Below are 16,092 nucleotides of genomic sequence, written 5' to 3' on the forward strand. Positions count from 1 at the left end.
ATTTTACTTTCCAATAAAGTTTGTATCGGTTAATGTTTTTAAAAATGAAATAAGATCTAATTTTTCCTGTTCTGTTAAAGGAATTCTATTGCCATTTTTTTTAAAAATAGGATCTAAATTATCGGCATATAAAACGCCATTATCAAAATAATCTAAAACTTCTTTTAAAGTAGCAAATTGTCCAAAACTGCCATAAGGTGCTGTGTATTCTATGTTTCGTAAAGAAGGAACACGAAAACGCATATAATCTTCTTCAATTCCAGTAACTCTTGCTCTACCTGCTTCATCTGTATTTGGGTTTATAGGAAATCCAATATTTCTAAAGCTTTGATCTGTAAAAAGTTCTGTACTATGGCAAGTTGCACATTTTTCTTGAAAAATTTGATAGCCTTTTGCTTCATTTTCAGTAAAAACAACTTCTTCATTTCTTTTTACACTGTCGTATTTACTATTAGCAGAAATCAAGGTATATTCATATTGAGCAATGCTATTATATATTCTTTCTGGTGTTATTTCTTTATCACCAAAAGTTTTATTAAATAATTGAACATACGTTTCATCAACTTCAAGTTTACCCATTACTTCTAAAATAGAAGAATCCATTTCTTCATGAGTAATTATAGGAACTAAAGGCTGATTTTCTAATTTACGTTTATTTCCATCCCAATTATAAACTTGCATAAATGCCAAATTTTGAATTGAAGGTACATTACGCAGTCCTACTCTACCCTTAATTCCAATACCTATTGCATTGGTATCTGAAAATGCATTTTCTTGTTTATGGCAACTAGAACAAGAAATGGTATTATCTGTACTTAATCTTTTATCAAAAAAGAGTTTTTCACCCAATTCAACTCCATATTTTGTAGGAAAATTACTATATACCGAGTTGTTTAACTCTGGAAATTCTGCTGGAATATTGAGAACTAAGTCTGGATTGTCATAAGAAATAATCTCATAATCATCGTTGTTACAAGATATTAATAACAGCAAAATAGCTATATTTCTTATAAATAATTTCATTAAAAATAGATTTTATTGACTTTTATTTAAAGAGTCAGCCTGCTTTTAATAAGCATAACTGACTCTAAACATTAAAATATTAATTTTCTACACTTGTTATAGAAAACATTCCAGTTACATTACTTGTTCCATTTCCTCCAATATTATCAACAAATCTCGTCATTTGAACAGCTGTATGAATATTTGGTGTTGCGTTATTAGGCATAGCAGTTCCAGAACTTAGTGTAATAACTTCATTATCACCACTTAACAATTTATCAAAATCTACATTTATGTTAATTAATGGTGCGTTGCTACCTACAATTGCATTTGTTGGTAAATTTAATGTAATATCTCTATAAGCATCTACACCAGGTACATAAGTACTTTCGTCTCCTTGAGTTCCATCTATTGTGCTACCTGTATGTATTGATAATTCTTTATCATCAACATCATAAAAACCTTCTATTTTTGTAAAACGATAGCCTGTTCCCCACTCCCACATCATTTCTGTATCATTTGCTCCAGCAAGTGCATAAAAATTTGGAAAACTTACTTGATCTAAAGTATTTAATTCAGATTTTACACCTAATCCAAATTTTATTTGAGTGTATTCTGCGGTAGGAATTTCATTTAAAACATATTGTAATGTCACTGATTTTGAATGATCTACAACTGTTGCTCCATTATCTAAATTATTTATATTATACGGAATTTCAATTCCATCAGTATTTATAAGTCTAATATTACTAATCACATATTTTAATTCAGAAAAATAATGCGTTTGCCCTGCTTCTGAAGTATTTACAGTTGCAGTTGCAGCATCGGTACCAAGCACTATAGTAGTACCTTTAAACGTATTATTAAACGCTAATACTATGTTGTTTGCTACAGGAATATCATCATTTTCACAAGCTATAAATGTAATTGATAAAATAGCTAATAAAATGTAGTTTTTTAAATTTTTCATTGTTTTTGATTTTTTATTATTTGTTGTTTAGTTATTCTTTTTTAAAAATTTATTTTTAAAGACGTAAATACATTACGTCCCATTCTTGGTATATTTCCCCAGTCGGCATAAGTGCTGTAATATGTATTAAATAAATTTTCTGCACCTACTTGAATTTCTGCTTTATAATTTTTAATATAAAAATTATAATCTACTGAAACATCTAAATTATTATAAGAAGGTGTTTCATCTTCTCCGTATTCCGGACTGTAATTTTTTTGTTTTAAATCTCCATAAAACGACGTTTGAATTCCAAATTTGTGATACGAAAAATGTAGTGTTGTTTGATAACTTAACGGGCGAATAAATGGTAAGTTATTTTTATGATCATCCAATCCTCTCGCATAGGTTAATGTTCCATTCCAATGCAAATTATTCAATACATTGTATTTTGCATTTAGCGAAAAATTAAACAAAGATGCATTGTCTAACGAAGTATAGCCTTTTACACCAACAGACTGATAATTCATAGGGCTTCCCAAACTTAAAATTCTTCCTATAATATAATTTTGAATATAGAAATAATTTACTTTAGCTTGTAAACTTCCCTTTTGAATGTTAACACCAGCACTTGCATTTAATTCATAAGAAATTTCATTTTTTAAATCTGGATTTCCTATATAATCGTATCTATCAAAACTATTATAAATATAATATCCATAACCTTCAGAAACAGAAGGAGCTCTATGTCCATACCCACCACCGACAGAAAAATTATAGTTGTTTACCTGTAACGTATAACCCGCATGTAAACTTGGCAAAAACCGTGTTTTTTTCTGAGGTGCTCCCGGATGAAAAATCCAGTTAAATTCTGCATATTTAGAATAGTTATAATTTAAACCTAAAGATCCTCCAAAGTTAAGTTGACTTACCGCTGAAATTTCCCACAAATTATTTGTTGAAAGTCCTGCATAGCGCGTAGTAACCCAAGGCCAACTGTAAGCAAACATTGTACGCTCACTTCTGTCTTGTGGATACATTCTCATTTCTGCAATCGATAAATTATCGTATATATTTAATTGTATTTCTGAAGCTAAATCATCATTTTTCAAATTTACTTTAGAAAGCAATCCATAAGTTGTACTCCATCCTGGCATATCCATATGCACTAAATTTTCTGGTCGGGTTGTATCGTCCATATAATGTTCAATTGCATTAAAATAAACTTTAGTATCCCAAACTTTTAAAGTTCCTTTTTCAAAAAATTGTTTATATGCAACTGATGTAATAAGTGCTCTAGAAAGTAATAAATCCATTGGAAGCGCCGGAAAACCAACATCATTTGCCTTATCAAAAATAGCATCTACTTTTAAAGAAGATAAATCGCTAGTTTTATAAGCAATACCAATTGAAGCATTTAATTTTTCGAACTGAGAATGCTTTACGTCGTCATTATTTCCATCTTTATAATTAGCTGCTTTTCTGTGTGATATACTTCCATCAACGACCAAATTTTTATTAGAATAAGAAGCATTTGCAAGGTTAAAAAACTGATTGTTATTAAACTCAAAACCTGTTTGGTATGCTCCTTTATAATTTTTATCAATTGTAAATGCAGTACTTTTTCTTTTTAAATTGATACTTCCAGCAACTGTTGCTCCGTGTAAACTTCCTTCTTGTCCAGATTTTATATCTATTTCAGAAAGGTTATTACTCTCAACATACGATGTTACAGGATCCATTTTATCTGTACAAGCACCAAAAATGTGCATTCCATCAATGGTAACAGTAGAACGCTCTGTACTCATATTATTTAATAAGGGTTCCCAAGCATAAGCTCCACGTTTAATAAAACTTATATTATTTGAAGATGCTAAAAACTCATCAACAGTAACTGCCATTTTCATTTCAGTTTCTAATTGCTTTTTTTTAGCTGCAATAATTACAACTTCATCTAAAGCTACACCTAAACTGTCGCTTTTTTTCTGAACGGTTTGGGCACTTACAACTGTTGTTATTAAGAGTATTGCTATAGTTATTCTTTTCATAATTTTAAAATAAAATGTCTATATACAATTCTCCTTTTGCTCCTTCAATACCTGGTGTAAATTCTGTTGAAACTTCAGTTCCTTTTATAATTTGTCCATTTTCATCTAGTAATATAAAATTCAATGTCCAGTTCCCTGTCATTGTATAATTAACAAAACCATGATATAACCCATCACTTTGTTGAACCAAATCTTGATTGTTAGGCGATGAATGGTTTCCCATCGAAGGTTCTGGCATTCTTGGATCTAACAATAAAGTATGATTATCTACTATGGAATATGAAAACAGAGTTGGATCTGGAAAAGTTCCTTCAGAATTTATTGGTTGATTGTATTTATAAATACCCGCAACCAAATCGTTTTGTGAAACATTCGGACTCTGCGGAGCAACTAAAGCTATAAAATACTGTTCGCCATCGTTACCTGTAAACGCCGTCATATTTAGATTTAAATTTGTTTGTTCCTCAACAGTAATAATTTGTTCTACTGAATGTGTTTTATCAATATCAACAACATCTATAAATAACTGCCAACTTACTGTTGAATCACTTTCACTAGTAAATACAACATAACCTTCATAATAATTCTCGTCTGTATTATAATTTAAATTATAACTATGCGGGCAAGAAACTTTGTTTCCATTAGCATCTGTCATAATTGGCAAAAAGGTTAATTTTAAATTATCCAAGTTTTCATTGGTTAAAGCATTACCAACTTTTAAATGAATTTTATTATAGCCTTTATATAAAGTACCGTTTAATGCATCAACACTAATAGTGTAATCATCACTAATTATAGAAGTTACCTCTTCAAATTCAATAAATTCGGTAGTTTCAATATTTAATTCAGCTTCGTAATCCGTTTTATCTATGGTACAAGAAGTAACCATAATAAAAACTGCAATTACAATAATTTGTAAAAGTTTCATTATTTATTGACTGTTTAATTAAAAACTGTTGAAAATATAGTTGCCTTTAATAAACATACTAATACCATTAAAAATTAAAAGCACCACTTTTTATTAAATAAACTACTGTATGATATAGTTAAGAAACACACAATTTCAAAAAATACAACACAAGCATAACCCCTATATTTATAAAACTAGGTTAACTATATAGCATACTTTTTCATTATTTTTAATTTTAAAAAAGCATGTCCGTATCTAACTATTTATATCAAATAGTTAAATAATGAATATTGATTGTAAAGTTTCTTATTTATGAAGAAATTAAACTAGTGGAGGATGAAAAATAAATCCCATATAATGAAATTTATAACTATTATTATATTCAATGTTTATTTTTGATTTTTGTTCTTCTGAAATTAAACAGCTATAAAATGGTGTTTTTTCATAAAAATAAACTGTAGAATGTTCTGCTGAATAAGAATGATTTTTTTTAGTATCATTTTCAGAATTGGAAGCTTTTACCAGTTCTTTTTTTAAATGACACTTTCCATTACATTGCATTTCAGGAACATCTTGATTTACGCAAAGTTCATTTTTAATATAGTCGTAAAAAGCAGCATATTCCAATAGCGGAAGTATTGGTTTAAAAAATAAAAATAAAGCTAATATAAGTGCCACTGTTTTCACGTGGCGAATATCAGATATTTTTTAAAAAATTCCTAATGTGTAATTATTTAATCTGAAAATTATACTGATTTTTATCATATAACTATTTTTTATTTTTTACTCATACTTTTAAGTACTTTTCTATTATTAATTAAACAGTTATTCTATTGTTATTGGTCTCCAAACACCACCATAAACTTCATCTTCTGTTCCAAAAGAATGGGTTGCTTTAATACTTTTAGTTGATCCCGATAACGCTTCTACTTTAAATCCTGAAATAACTTCCCAGTTAGAAAAATTGGTGTAGATTTTAAATGGACGTTCTTCATTAGAAAGATCAACTTGACCTATTTTATAAATTACTGAATAAAAAGGACCAGCATCACTTATATCTTCTGAAGCTGCCGCCCAAATACCTCCTTCAGCATCAATATGAAGGTCTGTAATAGCTCTTTTTGCATTGTTATTTGTCCAATTGCCTGGCGCTTGCACTTCAATCCCTTGCAAACCTACATCACTAAAATTTAACTGATGTGTTTGTAAATTATAAACTCCCCACCTAACAATTCCATTGGGGTTTACCTTTGAACCACCGCGTTCAGCTAGAATTAGTATTCTTTTATTTTCGTTATAAGGCAAACAAACAATTGCTTCATATTGATCTCCTACAACCTCTAAATTATTTATATTTTTTAAAGGAAGTTTTGTTATACCAAGAATCTTAGCCATTAAATTTTCTACATCTACTTTAATATGAAAAATCCTTCCAATTTCACCTTTCCAATTTCCAGATTCTGCAATAAAATATTCATCTGTTTTACCTGGTATTTTACAAATACTTTCTAAATCACTTGCTAAACCTTCATCACCCCATTCAGAAATAGTAATTGGAGAAACTAAAACACCTTCTTCAGTAATTTTTAATATAGCTAACCTCGCTCCTGTTTTATAACTTTTAATATCATAAACTACTAGGTAAGAATCGTCATCTAATTTTTCCATTCCACTTGAACCTCCACTTTGTTTTACTAATTGAATTTCATTGTTTTGATCAGGTTTTATAGATTTTGAAGTTTTACACGAAGTTACCAGACTTAGAATAATACAAATTAGAAACAGTGTTAAGTAATTAAATTTTAAAAATTTCATACAGTAATATTTAATAATTGATGAAGATGCTTAATTATTTTTAGCAAAATAAGCTTCTTTAAATTTGAAAAGTAAAAGTTACAAATTTTAAAACAATACTAACAAAAAACATTCTAGGTTCTCAATTCTATTTTTAGTATAAAAAATCTCCATACCAACAAGAGCGCCATTCAATCACTTAACTAATTAGCTATAAATTATTTAGAGTATTTTTCAACTACATAATCACCCCAATCAGCAATAGATTGAATTACCGGAATTAATGTTTTACCAAAATCAGTTAATGAATATTCCACTTTTAAAGGCGGTTTTGAAGTATAGACTTTCCTTTTTACAACCCCATCGTTTTCTAAAGTTTTTAACTGTAAACTTAAAGTTCGCTCTGTAACAGTTGGCATTTCTTTTCTCAATTCATTATATCTTAAAGGCCCCTTTATTAAGTGATATAAAATCACCGTTTTCCATTTCCCACCTATAATTCCCATTGTTAAACTCGCACAACAAGGGTATTCTTTTCCTTTAAATGTATGCATAAAATATTAAATTTATCATATTACTATAAGCACAAAGGTATAACTCTATACTAAATAACACAACTATACTTTTTATAGTATTTTTTTTAAATATTTAACAACCTATCTTTAAGCTGTTTATGTAAATTATTTCATACTATCCTTTTTGACCGTTATTGCGAGATATAAATACTATATATACTTTTGTGACTATAAAAATGATAGTATAATTAAACAATACATAAAAATGAACTTACAAGAAACACTAAACTGGAGATACACAACAAAAGAATATAACCCTAGCAAGAAAATATCTGATGCAGATATGGCTGAAGTAAAAAATTTATTAAGAATGAGTCCTTCCAGTGTAAACCTACAGCCTTGGCATTTTATAGTTGCCGAAACTACTGAAGGAAAAGCGCGTATGGCAAAAGGAACACAAGGATTTTTTAGTTTTAACGAACCTAAAATAACCAATGCTTCGGCTGTGGTATTGTTTTGTTCAAAAACAAATGCAGATGATTTATATTTTCAACATATTGCAGATACTGAAGATAAAAGCGGAAGATTTCCAAATGAAGATATAAAAAATGGATTTTTAGGCGCTGTTAAAGCTTTTGCTGGTATTCATAAATACGATTTAAAGGATTTGCAACATTGGATGGAAAAGCAAGTATATCTTAACATTGGAAGCTTTTTATTAGGAGTTGCAAGTTTAGGAATTGATGCTACACCGATGGAAGGTATTGATGTTAAAGCTTTAGATGAAGAGTTTGGATTAAGAGAAAAAGGATACACTTCATTAGTAGCAGTTTCTTTAGGATATAGAGCGGAATCGGATTTTAATTCAACTGAAAAAACTCCAAAATCTAGATTAGCTGAAAGCGAAATTTTCACAATACTATAATTTAAATTAATAGTAAATTTAAAGTTATAACAAAAAATATAATTGTTGCTTTAGCAGTATTAGCAAGTGTTTATGCTAACGCGCAAACACCAACAACAGATACTATTAAGTCTGTAAACGAAGTAGTGACTGCAGATAACATTGAATGGGGTTGGTTAAACCCTTTAAGGGGAAATAAAAGTCCGGCAGCAGGAAAACTTTGGGGAGATCGTACCAAAAATGAACCAGCAGGATTTTTAGTGAAGTTTAACAAAGGATTCTCATCACCACCACATATTCACAATATTACCTATCGTGGTGTTGTAATACAAGGTTTATTACATAATGATGATGAACAAGCCAAAAAGCAATGGTTACCAGTAGGTTCATATTTGGCAGGAACCAGCAGGTGAAGCGCATATTACTGCTGCAGATGATCAAGAAAATATGGCTTTTTTAGATATTCAAGAAGGCCCCTATTTGGTGAAGCCAACTTCAGAGGCTTTTGATAATGGTGAACGACCAATAAATGTAGATAAAACCAATATGGTTTGGTTAAATGCTAACGATATTGAATGGGTTGCTACAAAAAGTAATGTAGCAACTGCTTTTTTATGGGGAAGCCACGAAAAAAATCAATTACGTGCTACACTTTTAAAATTACCAGCTGGTTTTAATGGGAAAATTAAAAATTTGAATCCTAACTTTAGAACTGTAGTTATTTCTGGAAGTATAATTCATCAGTTTTCTAAAAAAGAAGCTAAAAATAAATTAGCACCTGGATCTTATTTTGGAGTTAAACAAAATAAAACTTCAACAATTTCAGCAGCAAAAGAAACCATTATTTATATAAGAAGTAATGGAAAATTTAAAGTAAAAGCTTAAATAGTAAATCAACCTCAATCAAATAATACAGTATCTTATTTAGTACTTCCTTCAACTAACTTTTCATAGGCTTCATCATATGGCTCCCATAATTCAATTTTATTTCCATCATTATCCATAATATGTACAAACTTTCCATACTCAAATGTTTCAATATTATCTAAAATAGTGACTCCATTTTTTTTCAATTTTTCTAAAAGTTTCTCAAGATGTACTACCCTATAATTAATCATAAAATCTTTTGAAGACGGTTCAAAATAAATGGTATTTTTATCAAATGGACTCCATTGTGTATACCCTTTTCTTGTGGGATGCTCTCCTTCAAACCATTCAAAATTGGTTCCCCATTGATCGGTATTAAATCCTAAATTATTTTTATACCACGCTTTAAATTCTGCAGTATTTTCTGTTTTAATAAATATACCGCCAATTCCAGTTACTCTAGGCTCATTATTATCCATAAATTTTATTTTAATATTTTTATTGTTAGTATTTGATTAAAAGTAAGTATAAATTTTAATAAGCTAAAAAATGACTATTAAAAACACCTATTGTATAGTTTTAATTTTTAGGTTTTATTCAAAATTTTTATTGTATTTAAAATTGTAATTTTAATAGAACAAGCATTCAAAATTCAAATATGACATTTATTCACTTTAAAATATGTCAAAAATTCACATATACGACATGTTTTCAGTGAATTAAATAAAATACCACCATTTAAAAAGCTCTTTTTATTTTGGTATTTTATTTGCTCTAATAGTTATGAATTCGAAAAAAAGGATTTCAAATTTGAAATAATGTTTAATTTAAAATTTTGTAATTATGAGCAATTTAGTAAATGTTCCTAAAAACGGAAGCTTAGCAAACACAAATTCAAATACAAACTTTCCTACGCTATCAACTTGGTTAGATGATTTCTTTAATAGAGACTTTCCTTCAGTATTTAATTCTAATTTTAATACAGGAATTACTTTACCAAAGGTAAATATTAAAGAAACAGCAGAAGCTTACATAGTAGAAATGGCAGTTCCAGGTTTAAAGAAATCAGATTTTCGTATTGACCTCGACAATGAAGTATTAGCTATTTCTACTGAAATTAAGGACGAAAGTGAGGGAAAAGATGAAAATTACACTCGTAGAGAGTTCGGCTATTCTTCATTTAAAAGAACTTTTAATTTACCAGAAAGTGTAAATGACGAAAAAATTAATGCGAGTTACCAAGAAGGTATTTTAAGTATTCTTTTACCAAAAAAAGAAGAGGCTAAACAAAAACCTGCAAGAAGTATTAAAATCTCATAAGTGTCTCATTAAATTTTAGAGCAAAATATTTAAAAGGATGCTGATTTTTCAGCATCCTCTTAAAATTAGTTTAATTCTTTAAAATTTTAATGCTATGCCAAGAAAATTTAAACCCGGAGATTGGGTAAAAATTAAAGGAAAACTTATGGGTCCAAAAATGCAAGTTCTAAAATATGTACCAAAAAAAGATTCCTTACTCAGACTGGTTGATAATAATAACTATTTAGAGTGCGTTTGGTATAAAAATGGAGAACGAAAATTGAAAGTAATTCACCAAAATAAACTGATTAAAATAATAGAAACTGGTGGTTTATTTAAAACATTTTTTACACACCCTAAATTAAGTTTAACATAAATTTTTTAGTTATGAAAAAATATATGCTATTAATTATGATTGGCTTTTTAAGTGTTAGTTGTAACGGACAAAATAATGCATCTAAACTAGCAAAAGAAAATGAAAACAATGTAGTTGAACAACCTAAAGGGTCTTGGAAAGTTGATAAAGAATTTGATGAAGATGGAAACTTAATAAAATATGATAGTATTTATTCTTGGTCTTCAACTAAAAATTTCGATAATCTTTCATCTGTAAATAAAGACAGTTTAGTACAATCTTTTAAATCAAGTTTTTTTAAAAATTATTCTGGATTTAAAAACGAAGGCTTTTCATCAATTTTTTCTGAAGATTCACTTTTTAGCAACCATTTTTTTAATGATGATTTTTTTGGAAGTGATTTTGGAAAGGACTTTATGGATATTGACAAAATACATCAAGAAATGATTGATAGACAAAAGAAATTTTTAAAAAAATACCAATCAGAATTTAAAAATTCTGAAGACGAAAACTAAAAAGTTTTCGTCTTTTTTTTAATATTATTTTTATAAAACCAATTATAAAAAACTATCTTTTATTTGAGCTACAATTTTAGTTCCATCAGGATCTGCCTGCGTTTTTAAATCACAAAAATCTTCAGCCCATTTTGATGTACGTATACGCAAAGGCGGATTTTCATTTTGAGCTATTGCTAAAGCTACAGTTGCAACTTCTAATCCTGTTTGATATACTTGTTCTTTACTTTCATTAGCCCTTTTTTGATTTCCTGCCATATATCGTTCAAAAATTGGAAGATATTCACCTGTTGCAAATTGTCCTTCACTTGCTGTTTTTTCAATAGCTGAATTCATAAATTCAGTAGTTATTCCTCCAGGTTCTACACAAGTAATTTTAATATTAAAAGCATCGCTAACATAAGTAGCTAGTCCTTCCATAAAACCTTCAACCGCAAATTTTGTACCACAGTACAGTTCGTTAAATGGTTGTCCAACCAATCCACCAACAGATGTAACACTAATTATTTGTCCATATTTTTGTTTACGCATATAAGGTAAAACTTCTTGAGTACAGTAAACAACTCCTAAATAATTAACATCTGTTACCCACCTAATTTCTGCTTCGGTTGCTTGTTCTGTTGTTTTTGCAAAACCAGCCCCTGCATTATTAAATAAAATATCAATTTTTCCATCTTTTTCTATAATAGTTTCTACAACAGTTTTTATTGTAGCTACTTTTGTAACATCTAATTCAAGAATTTCAATATCTAAAGATTCTTTCTCTATTATTTTTTGTAATTCTATTGCTTTACTAAGATTACGCATTGTAGCATAAACCTTAAAATTATTTTTAGCAAATAGCACGGCACTTTCAAATCCTACTCCTGTGGATGTCCCGGTAATCAATACATTTTTTTTCATAAGTATCACTTTAACTAGAATGAACATTCATTCCAAAATTTAAATAAAATTTTTTATTCTTTAATGGCATCCCAAACCATTTTTATTTGATTTTTAAGAGATGAATCTTTGATTTCTTTTTGATTAAAATACCATCTTAAATAAGCTAAAACAGCACCTCCAATAAACATAAGGAGCTCCTCAATCCCAACATTTTTAATAATACGTTCTTTTTTACCTTTTATTAAAAGCGCATATACAGAAGCTATAGACTTTCCACCTTCATCCCTACTTTCTTTAGTAATTATTGGAGATGCTTGTAATTGCTCCATAAACATAAAATAGTTTTGATTTGCAATAAAAAATTCAATCATAGAAACAAAATAATTTTCAAATTGGGTTTTAATAGGTTTAGCTGTATCAAAATCTAAAAAAACATCTTTCTCTTGCTGTTTTATATTAACATAAATAGCATTGATCAACTCTTCTTTATTTAAAAAATAATTATAAATAGTTCCCATTCCAGTCCCTGCAGCTTTTGCAATGGCAGACATTGGCGTATTATGAACTCCTTTCTCAGTAAGTAGTTCTATAGCTGATTGTAAAATGGCTTCTTTTTTATTCACATTGCAAATATACACAACTTGGAATGATTATTCCAAGTTATTATGAATTTATATTTTAAATGCTAAAATAAACATCAAAAAAAATTCTAACCGAGCTAAAATCGATTAGAATTTTTAATTAATTTACCGTATAAATTTTATTAATCACAATCATAAACGTAATCTGTATTACTTGTAATTGTGAATCCTTGTGTATAAATAGTAGCTGAACTAGTACGTAATAAACCACTAGCATCAATTGTATTATTTATTTCTCCAATAACAGTTCCACTCCCATCTTTAGAAACCGTCTTTTTTAGCTGACAATCTTGGTATGTATGTGTATCAGTTTGAGTAATTGCATTACTAGAATCATAGGTTTGTACAAGTTGAGGGAAACTTTCTTCTGTACTCAAGAAATCAGAATATACCACGTAACTACCCAATTTTCCATCTGATGAATATATATCGGTACGCGTTAATCTATTATTTGCATCATATTTATCAATAGAATATCCTGTTAATGTTCCTGAAGAATCATAGGTATTAGCTTTCACAGTTTGATCGTTATTATAGTTATATTCAGTATAATTTTGCAATGAACCTCCTAATTTACTTTCAGATTTTATTCTTCGTCCCTGTACATCATACTGAAAACTAGTAACTAAATTTCCATAACCTGTAGAAGTTGTAATTGATGAAAGTTTTTTTGAACCACTTATAACCGTATAACCATAAGTAACCGTTGTTGTAACCCCCGAAGAAACAGTTGTTGTCTTTTCTACATAACATTCAGGAAGGTTACAGGAATTACCACTTCCTCCCCCATTAATTACTGTTATTGTCTTAATAATCTCATCTGATCCTGCTGAATTAGTCGCGACTAATTTTACTTCATAATCGCCTGCTGTTTCAAAGGTAAATTTTGGGTGTTCTTCTGTAGAACTAAAACTTGTGCCTTCGGCTGACCATTGGTAACTATCGGCATCGGTACTTTCGTTAGTAAAACTGACTTCTGTGCCTGCTTCTGGTGTGGCTGGTGTAAAACTGAATGCTGCAACTGGCGCTTCTTGAGCCGCTGTAACTGTTATTGTTTTTATAATCTCATCTGAACCAGCTGAATTGGTAACGACTAATTTTACTTCATAATCGCCTGCTGTTTCAAAGGTAAATTTTGGGTGTTCTTCTGTAGAACTAAAACTTATGCCTTCGGCTGACCATTGGTAACTATCGGCATCGGTACTTTCGTTAGTAAAACTTACTTCTGTGCCTGCTTCTGGTGTGGCTGGTGTAAAACTGAATGCTGCAACTGGCGCTTCTTGAGCCGCTGTAACTGTTATTGTCTTAATAATCTCATCTGATCCTGCTGAATTAGTCGCGACTAATTTTACTTCATAATCGCCTGCTGTTTCAAAGGTAAATTTTGGGTGTTCTTCTGTAGAACTAAAACTTATGCCTTCGGCTGACCATTGGTAACTATCTGCATCGGTACTTTGGTTAGTAAAACTCACTTCTGTTCCTGCTTCTGGTGTGGCTGGTGTAAAACTGAATGCTGCAACTGGCGCTTCTTGAGCCGCTGTAACTGTTATTGTCTTAATAATCTCATCTGATCCTGCTGAATTAGTCGCGACTAATTTTACTTCATAATCGCCTGCTGTTTCAAAGGTAAATTTTGGGTGTTCTTCTGTAGAACTAAAACTTATGCCTTCGGCTGACCATTGGTAACTATCTGCATCGGTACTTTGGTTAGTAAAACTCACTTCTGTTCCTGCTTCTGGTGTGGCTGGTGTAAAACTGAATGCTGCAACTGGCGCTTCTTGAGCCGCTGTAACTGTTATTGTCTTAATAATCTCATCTGATCCTGCTGAATTAGTCGCGACTAATTTTACTTCATAATCGCCTGCTGTTTCAAAGGTAAATTTTGGGTGTTCTTCTGTAGAACTAAAACTTATGCCTTCGGCTGACCATTGGTAACTATCTGCATCGGTACTTTGGTTAGTAAAACTCACTTCTGTTCCTGCTTCTGGTGTGGCTGGTGTAAAACTGAATGCTGCAACTGGCGCTTCTTGAGCCGCTGTAACTGTTATTGTCTTAATAATCTCATCTGATCCTGCTGAATTAGTCGCGACTAATTTTACTTCATAATCGCCTGCTGTTTCAAAGGTAAATTTTGGGTGTTCTTCTGTAGAACTAAAACTTATGCCTTCGGCTGACCATTGGTAACTATCTGCATCGGTACTTTGGTTAGTAAAACTCACTTCTGTTCCTGCTTCTGGTGTGGCTGGTGTAAAACTAAATGCTGCAACTGGAATTTCTTCTATTTCATCTTTTTTGGAACAAGCCAAAATAAATGAAAACAAAATAAACGAAAAAAAGAATCCTTTTAATACTGTTAATAAATGGTGTGATTTCATGCTGAAAATAATTTAGTTAGAGAATTTAAAAAATAGATTTTTACTTCGATAAAAGTAATTTCAAAGTTGTTTAAATGCTATACGGCATTTGCCCTATTTTCAAATAAGAAGTCTCTAATTTTACTAATTTCACACCTTTAATTAGCTCTATTAATAAAAATTATACAAATTAAAATATAGTAATCGTAAAAAATTGAATTATAAATTAATTATTCAATAGTATCTAATATAATTGTATTTGAAGGATTTTTTATCACTGAATCAATTATAACTACGTCTTTTTCATCAAGAATTGGACTATCGATAAATTCTTTCTCTTTTCTTTCTGTTTTACAGCTTAAAAAAAGTAGTAATAAACTTAAATAAAATATCTTTTTCATCTTTTGGATTTTATTGTAGGTTATCTTTTTTAAATAGTTCTAATTAAGTAATCTATATTATAAATTTAATAAATATTATGGACCTAGGAAATTTATGAGGATTTTTTTCGCAAGTGTGTTAAAACCAATTTATAAAATATGCAAGTTATAGAACTAATGCACCAAAAAGACGAAAACTATTATTTGATAATTTCATAGATTTTTCATTATCTTAATTAAAGCTAACTCCTCACAACTACAATTTCAATACACTTATCCAACTAAAAAACCAGATAAAAATAATTTTTACACGGTATAATAAATAGTATTTATGAAAATGCAATTTTTTTATAAACTCAAATATAACGAAAATGAATAAATAGTTAAAGTATATGGTTGCAAAAAGTTCTCTTAAACAACTGACTTTAAAACGCTCTAAACAATTACAAAATCTTTTATGTATTTAGATGAAATTACGTAAGCTTTAGTAAATTTTAAGCCTTTATTGGCTTAATAAGTGTCGAGAACAATCGTTTTAATTGTAAATAAAAGTTCTCGATACAATTTTTCTCTATTTCATTTAAAAAAACCACTCGAACCTGATGTATAATACTTTTAATTTAGATTACACAAAAAAAGCTTCGGCTATATAACCGAAGCTTTTTATAAATTAC

18 protein-coding genes are annotated in these 16,092 nt (G+C 29.5%); 6 read left to right on the top strand and 12 right to left on the bottom strand.

The features are described from left to right. Positions 1-3: 3 nt before the first annotated feature. From MKD41_RS06005 to MKD41_RS06035, 7 genes are all read right to left on the bottom strand, one after another. Positions 4-1,023: a cytochrome-c peroxidase gene (locus tag MKD41_RS06005; RefSeq protein WP_240244536.1), complete on the bottom strand. Its 1,020-nt coding sequence runs from the start codon at positions 1,021-1,023 to the stop codon at positions 4-6. A gap of 79 nt (positions 1,024-1,102) precedes the next feature. Continuing rightward, complete coding sequence (locus tag MKD41_RS06010; protein ID WP_240244537.1) at positions 1,103-1,972, bottom strand: MbnP family protein; 870 nt, start codon at positions 1,970-1,972, stop codon at positions 1,103-1,105. Positions 1,973-2,013: 41 nt separating this feature from the next. Beyond that, positions 2,014-3,999: a TonB-dependent receptor plug domain-containing protein gene (locus MKD41_RS06015; protein WP_240244538.1), complete on the bottom strand. Its 1,986-nt coding sequence runs from the start codon at positions 3,997-3,999 to the stop codon at positions 2,014-2,016. 4 nt (positions 4,000-4,003) lie between these two features. Beyond that, a complete protein-coding gene (locus MKD41_RS06020; protein WP_240244539.1) occupies positions 4,004-4,927 on the bottom strand; it encodes a hypothetical protein in 924 nt (307 codons plus the stop codon). A gap of 303 nt (positions 4,928-5,230) precedes the next feature. After that, positions 5,231-5,587, bottom strand: coding sequence for a hypothetical protein (locus MKD41_RS06025; protein WP_240244540.1), 357 nt, complete (start codon positions 5,585-5,587; stop codon positions 5,231-5,233). Positions 5,588-5,734: 147 nt separating this feature from the next. After that, the gene (locus MKD41_RS06030; protein WP_240244541.1) at positions 5,735-6,724 is read right to left on the bottom strand and encodes a hypothetical protein; all 990 of its coding nucleotides are present in this window, start codon (positions 6,722-6,724) and stop codon (positions 5,735-5,737) included. Positions 6,725-6,921: 197 nt separating this feature from the next. Continuing rightward, entirely contained in the window at positions 6,922-7,257 is a 336-nt protein-coding gene (locus tag MKD41_RS06035) for a winged helix-turn-helix transcriptional regulator (protein ID WP_240244542.1), read from the bottom strand. A 226-nt stretch (positions 7,258-7,483) separates the two neighbouring features. Here MKD41_RS06035 and nfsB point away from each other — a divergent pair, with 226 nt between their 5' ends. The 3 genes from nfsB to MKD41_RS16370 all read left to right on the top strand — a co-directional run bounded on the left by nfsB (position 7,484) and on the right by MKD41_RS16370 (position 9,007). Continuing rightward, positions 7,484-8,143: an oxygen-insensitive NAD(P)H nitroreductase gene (gene nfsB / locus MKD41_RS06040; protein WP_240244543.1), complete on the top strand. Its 660-nt coding sequence runs from the start codon at positions 7,484-7,486 to the stop codon at positions 8,141-8,143. Between the two features lie 125 nt (positions 8,144-8,268). Continuing rightward, entirely contained in the window at positions 8,269-8,535 is a 267-nt protein-coding gene (locus MKD41_RS16365) for a DUF4437 domain-containing protein (RefSeq protein WP_256451671.1), read from the top strand. Between the two features lie 34 nt (positions 8,536-8,569). Continuing rightward, positions 8,570-9,007: a DUF4437 domain-containing protein gene (locus MKD41_RS16370; RefSeq protein ID WP_256451672.1), complete on the top strand. Its 438-nt coding sequence runs from the start codon at positions 8,570-8,572 to the stop codon at positions 9,005-9,007. A 35-nt stretch (positions 9,008-9,042) separates the two neighbouring features. Here the strand turns inward: MKD41_RS16370 and MKD41_RS06050 are convergent, their stop codons facing one another. After that, complete coding sequence (locus MKD41_RS06050; RefSeq protein ID WP_240244544.1) at positions 9,043-9,468, bottom strand: VOC family protein; 426 nt, start codon at positions 9,466-9,468, stop codon at positions 9,043-9,045. 364 nt (positions 9,469-9,832) lie between these two features. On the opposite strand from MKD41_RS06050, the gene MKD41_RS06055 reads away from it, so the two are divergent. The 3 genes from MKD41_RS06055 to MKD41_RS06065 all read left to right on the top strand — a co-directional run bounded on the left by MKD41_RS06055 (position 9,833) and on the right by MKD41_RS06065 (position 11,158). Then, positions 9,833-10,309, top strand: a complete 477-nt coding sequence (locus MKD41_RS06055; protein WP_240244545.1) for an Hsp20/alpha crystallin family protein — start codon at positions 9,833-9,835, stop codon at positions 10,307-10,309. A 94-nt stretch (positions 10,310-10,403) separates the two neighbouring features. After that, positions 10,404-10,664, top strand: a complete 261-nt coding sequence (locus tag MKD41_RS06060; RefSeq protein WP_240244546.1) for a YodC family protein — start codon at positions 10,404-10,406, stop codon at positions 10,662-10,664. An 11-nt stretch (positions 10,665-10,675) separates the two neighbouring features. After that, on the top strand, positions 10,676-11,158 hold the full coding sequence (locus MKD41_RS06065; protein ID WP_240244547.1) for a hypothetical protein: 483 nt from the start codon (positions 10,676-10,678) through the stop codon (positions 11,156-11,158). 42 nt (positions 11,159-11,200) lie between these two features. Here MKD41_RS06065 and MKD41_RS06070 read toward each other — a convergent pair whose 3' ends face one another. The 4 genes from MKD41_RS06070 to MKD41_RS06085 all read right to left on the bottom strand — a co-directional run bounded on the left by MKD41_RS06070 (position 11,201) and on the right by MKD41_RS06085 (position 15,439). Further along, complete coding sequence (locus MKD41_RS06070) at positions 11,201-12,061, bottom strand: SDR family oxidoreductase (RefSeq protein WP_240244548.1); 861 nt, start codon at positions 12,059-12,061, stop codon at positions 11,201-11,203. Between the two features lie 53 nt (positions 12,062-12,114). Beyond that, complete coding sequence (locus MKD41_RS06075; RefSeq protein WP_240244549.1) at positions 12,115-12,666, bottom strand: TetR/AcrR family transcriptional regulator; 552 nt, start codon at positions 12,664-12,666, stop codon at positions 12,115-12,117. A gap of 140 nt (positions 12,667-12,806) precedes the next feature. Further along, on the bottom strand, positions 12,807-15,059 hold the full coding sequence (locus MKD41_RS06080) for a PKD domain-containing protein (RefSeq protein WP_240244550.1): 2,253 nt from the start codon (positions 15,057-15,059) through the stop codon (positions 12,807-12,809). Between the two features lie 209 nt (positions 15,060-15,268). Continuing rightward, positions 15,269-15,439, bottom strand: a complete 171-nt coding sequence (locus MKD41_RS06085) for a hypothetical protein (protein WP_240227172.1) — start codon at positions 15,437-15,439, stop codon at positions 15,269-15,271. Positions 15,440-16,092: the final 653 nt, after the last annotated feature.

The sequence above is a fragment of the Lutibacter sp. A64 genome (assembly GCF_022429565.1).
Taxonomy (GTDB): Bacteria; Bacteroidota; Bacteroidia; order Flavobacteriales; family Flavobacteriaceae; genus Lutibacter.

Excerpts from the sequence above, each read along its gene's own strand:
- MKD41_RS06005 (WP_240244536.1), bottom strand. The coding sequence starts at position 1,023 with ATGAAATTATTTATAAGAAATATAGCTATTTTGCTGTTATTAATATCT.
- MKD41_RS06010 (WP_240244537.1), bottom strand. The coding sequence starts at position 1,972 with ATGAAAAATTTAAAAAACTACATTTTATTAGCTATTTTATCAATTACA.
- MKD41_RS06015 (WP_240244538.1), bottom strand. The coding sequence starts at position 3,999 with ATGAAAAGAATAACTATAGCAATACTCTTAATAACAACAGTTGTAAGT.
- MKD41_RS06020 (WP_240244539.1), bottom strand. The coding sequence starts at position 4,927 with ATGAAACTTTTACAAATTATTGTAATTGCAGTTTTTATTATGGTTACT.
- MKD41_RS06030 (WP_240244541.1), bottom strand. The coding sequence starts at position 6,724 with ATGAAATTTTTAAAATTTAATTACTTAACACTGTTTCTAATTTGTATT.
- MKD41_RS06035 (WP_240244542.1), bottom strand. The coding sequence starts at position 7,257 with ATGCATACATTTAAAGGAAAAGAATACCCTTGTTGTGCGAGTTTAACA.
- nfsB (WP_240244543.1), top strand. The coding sequence starts at position 7,484 with ATGAACTTACAAGAAACACTAAACTGGAGATACACAACAAAAGAATAT.
- MKD41_RS16370 (WP_256451672.1), top strand. The coding sequence starts at position 8,570 with ATGGCTTTTTTAGATATTCAAGAAGGCCCCTATTTGGTGAAGCCAACT.
- MKD41_RS06050 (WP_240244544.1), bottom strand. The coding sequence starts at position 9,468 with ATGGATAATAATGAGCCTAGAGTAACTGGAATTGGCGGTATATTTATT.
- MKD41_RS06055 (WP_240244545.1), top strand. The coding sequence starts at position 9,833 with ATGAGCAATTTAGTAAATGTTCCTAAAAACGGAAGCTTAGCAAACACA.
- MKD41_RS06060 (WP_240244546.1), top strand. The coding sequence starts at position 10,404 with ATGCCAAGAAAATTTAAACCCGGAGATTGGGTAAAAATTAAAGGAAAA.
- MKD41_RS06065 (WP_240244547.1), top strand. The coding sequence starts at position 10,676 with ATGAAAAAATATATGCTATTAATTATGATTGGCTTTTTAAGTGTTAGT.
- MKD41_RS06070 (WP_240244548.1), bottom strand. The coding sequence starts at position 12,061 with ATGAAAAAAAATGTATTGATTACCGGGACATCCACAGGAGTAGGATTT.
- MKD41_RS06080 (WP_240244550.1), bottom strand. The coding sequence starts at position 15,059 with ATGAAATCACACCATTTATTAACAGTATTAAAAGGATTCTTTTTTTCG.
- MKD41_RS06085 (WP_240227172.1), bottom strand. The coding sequence starts at position 15,439 with ATGAAAAAGATATTTTATTTAAGTTTATTACTACTTTTTTTAAGCTGT.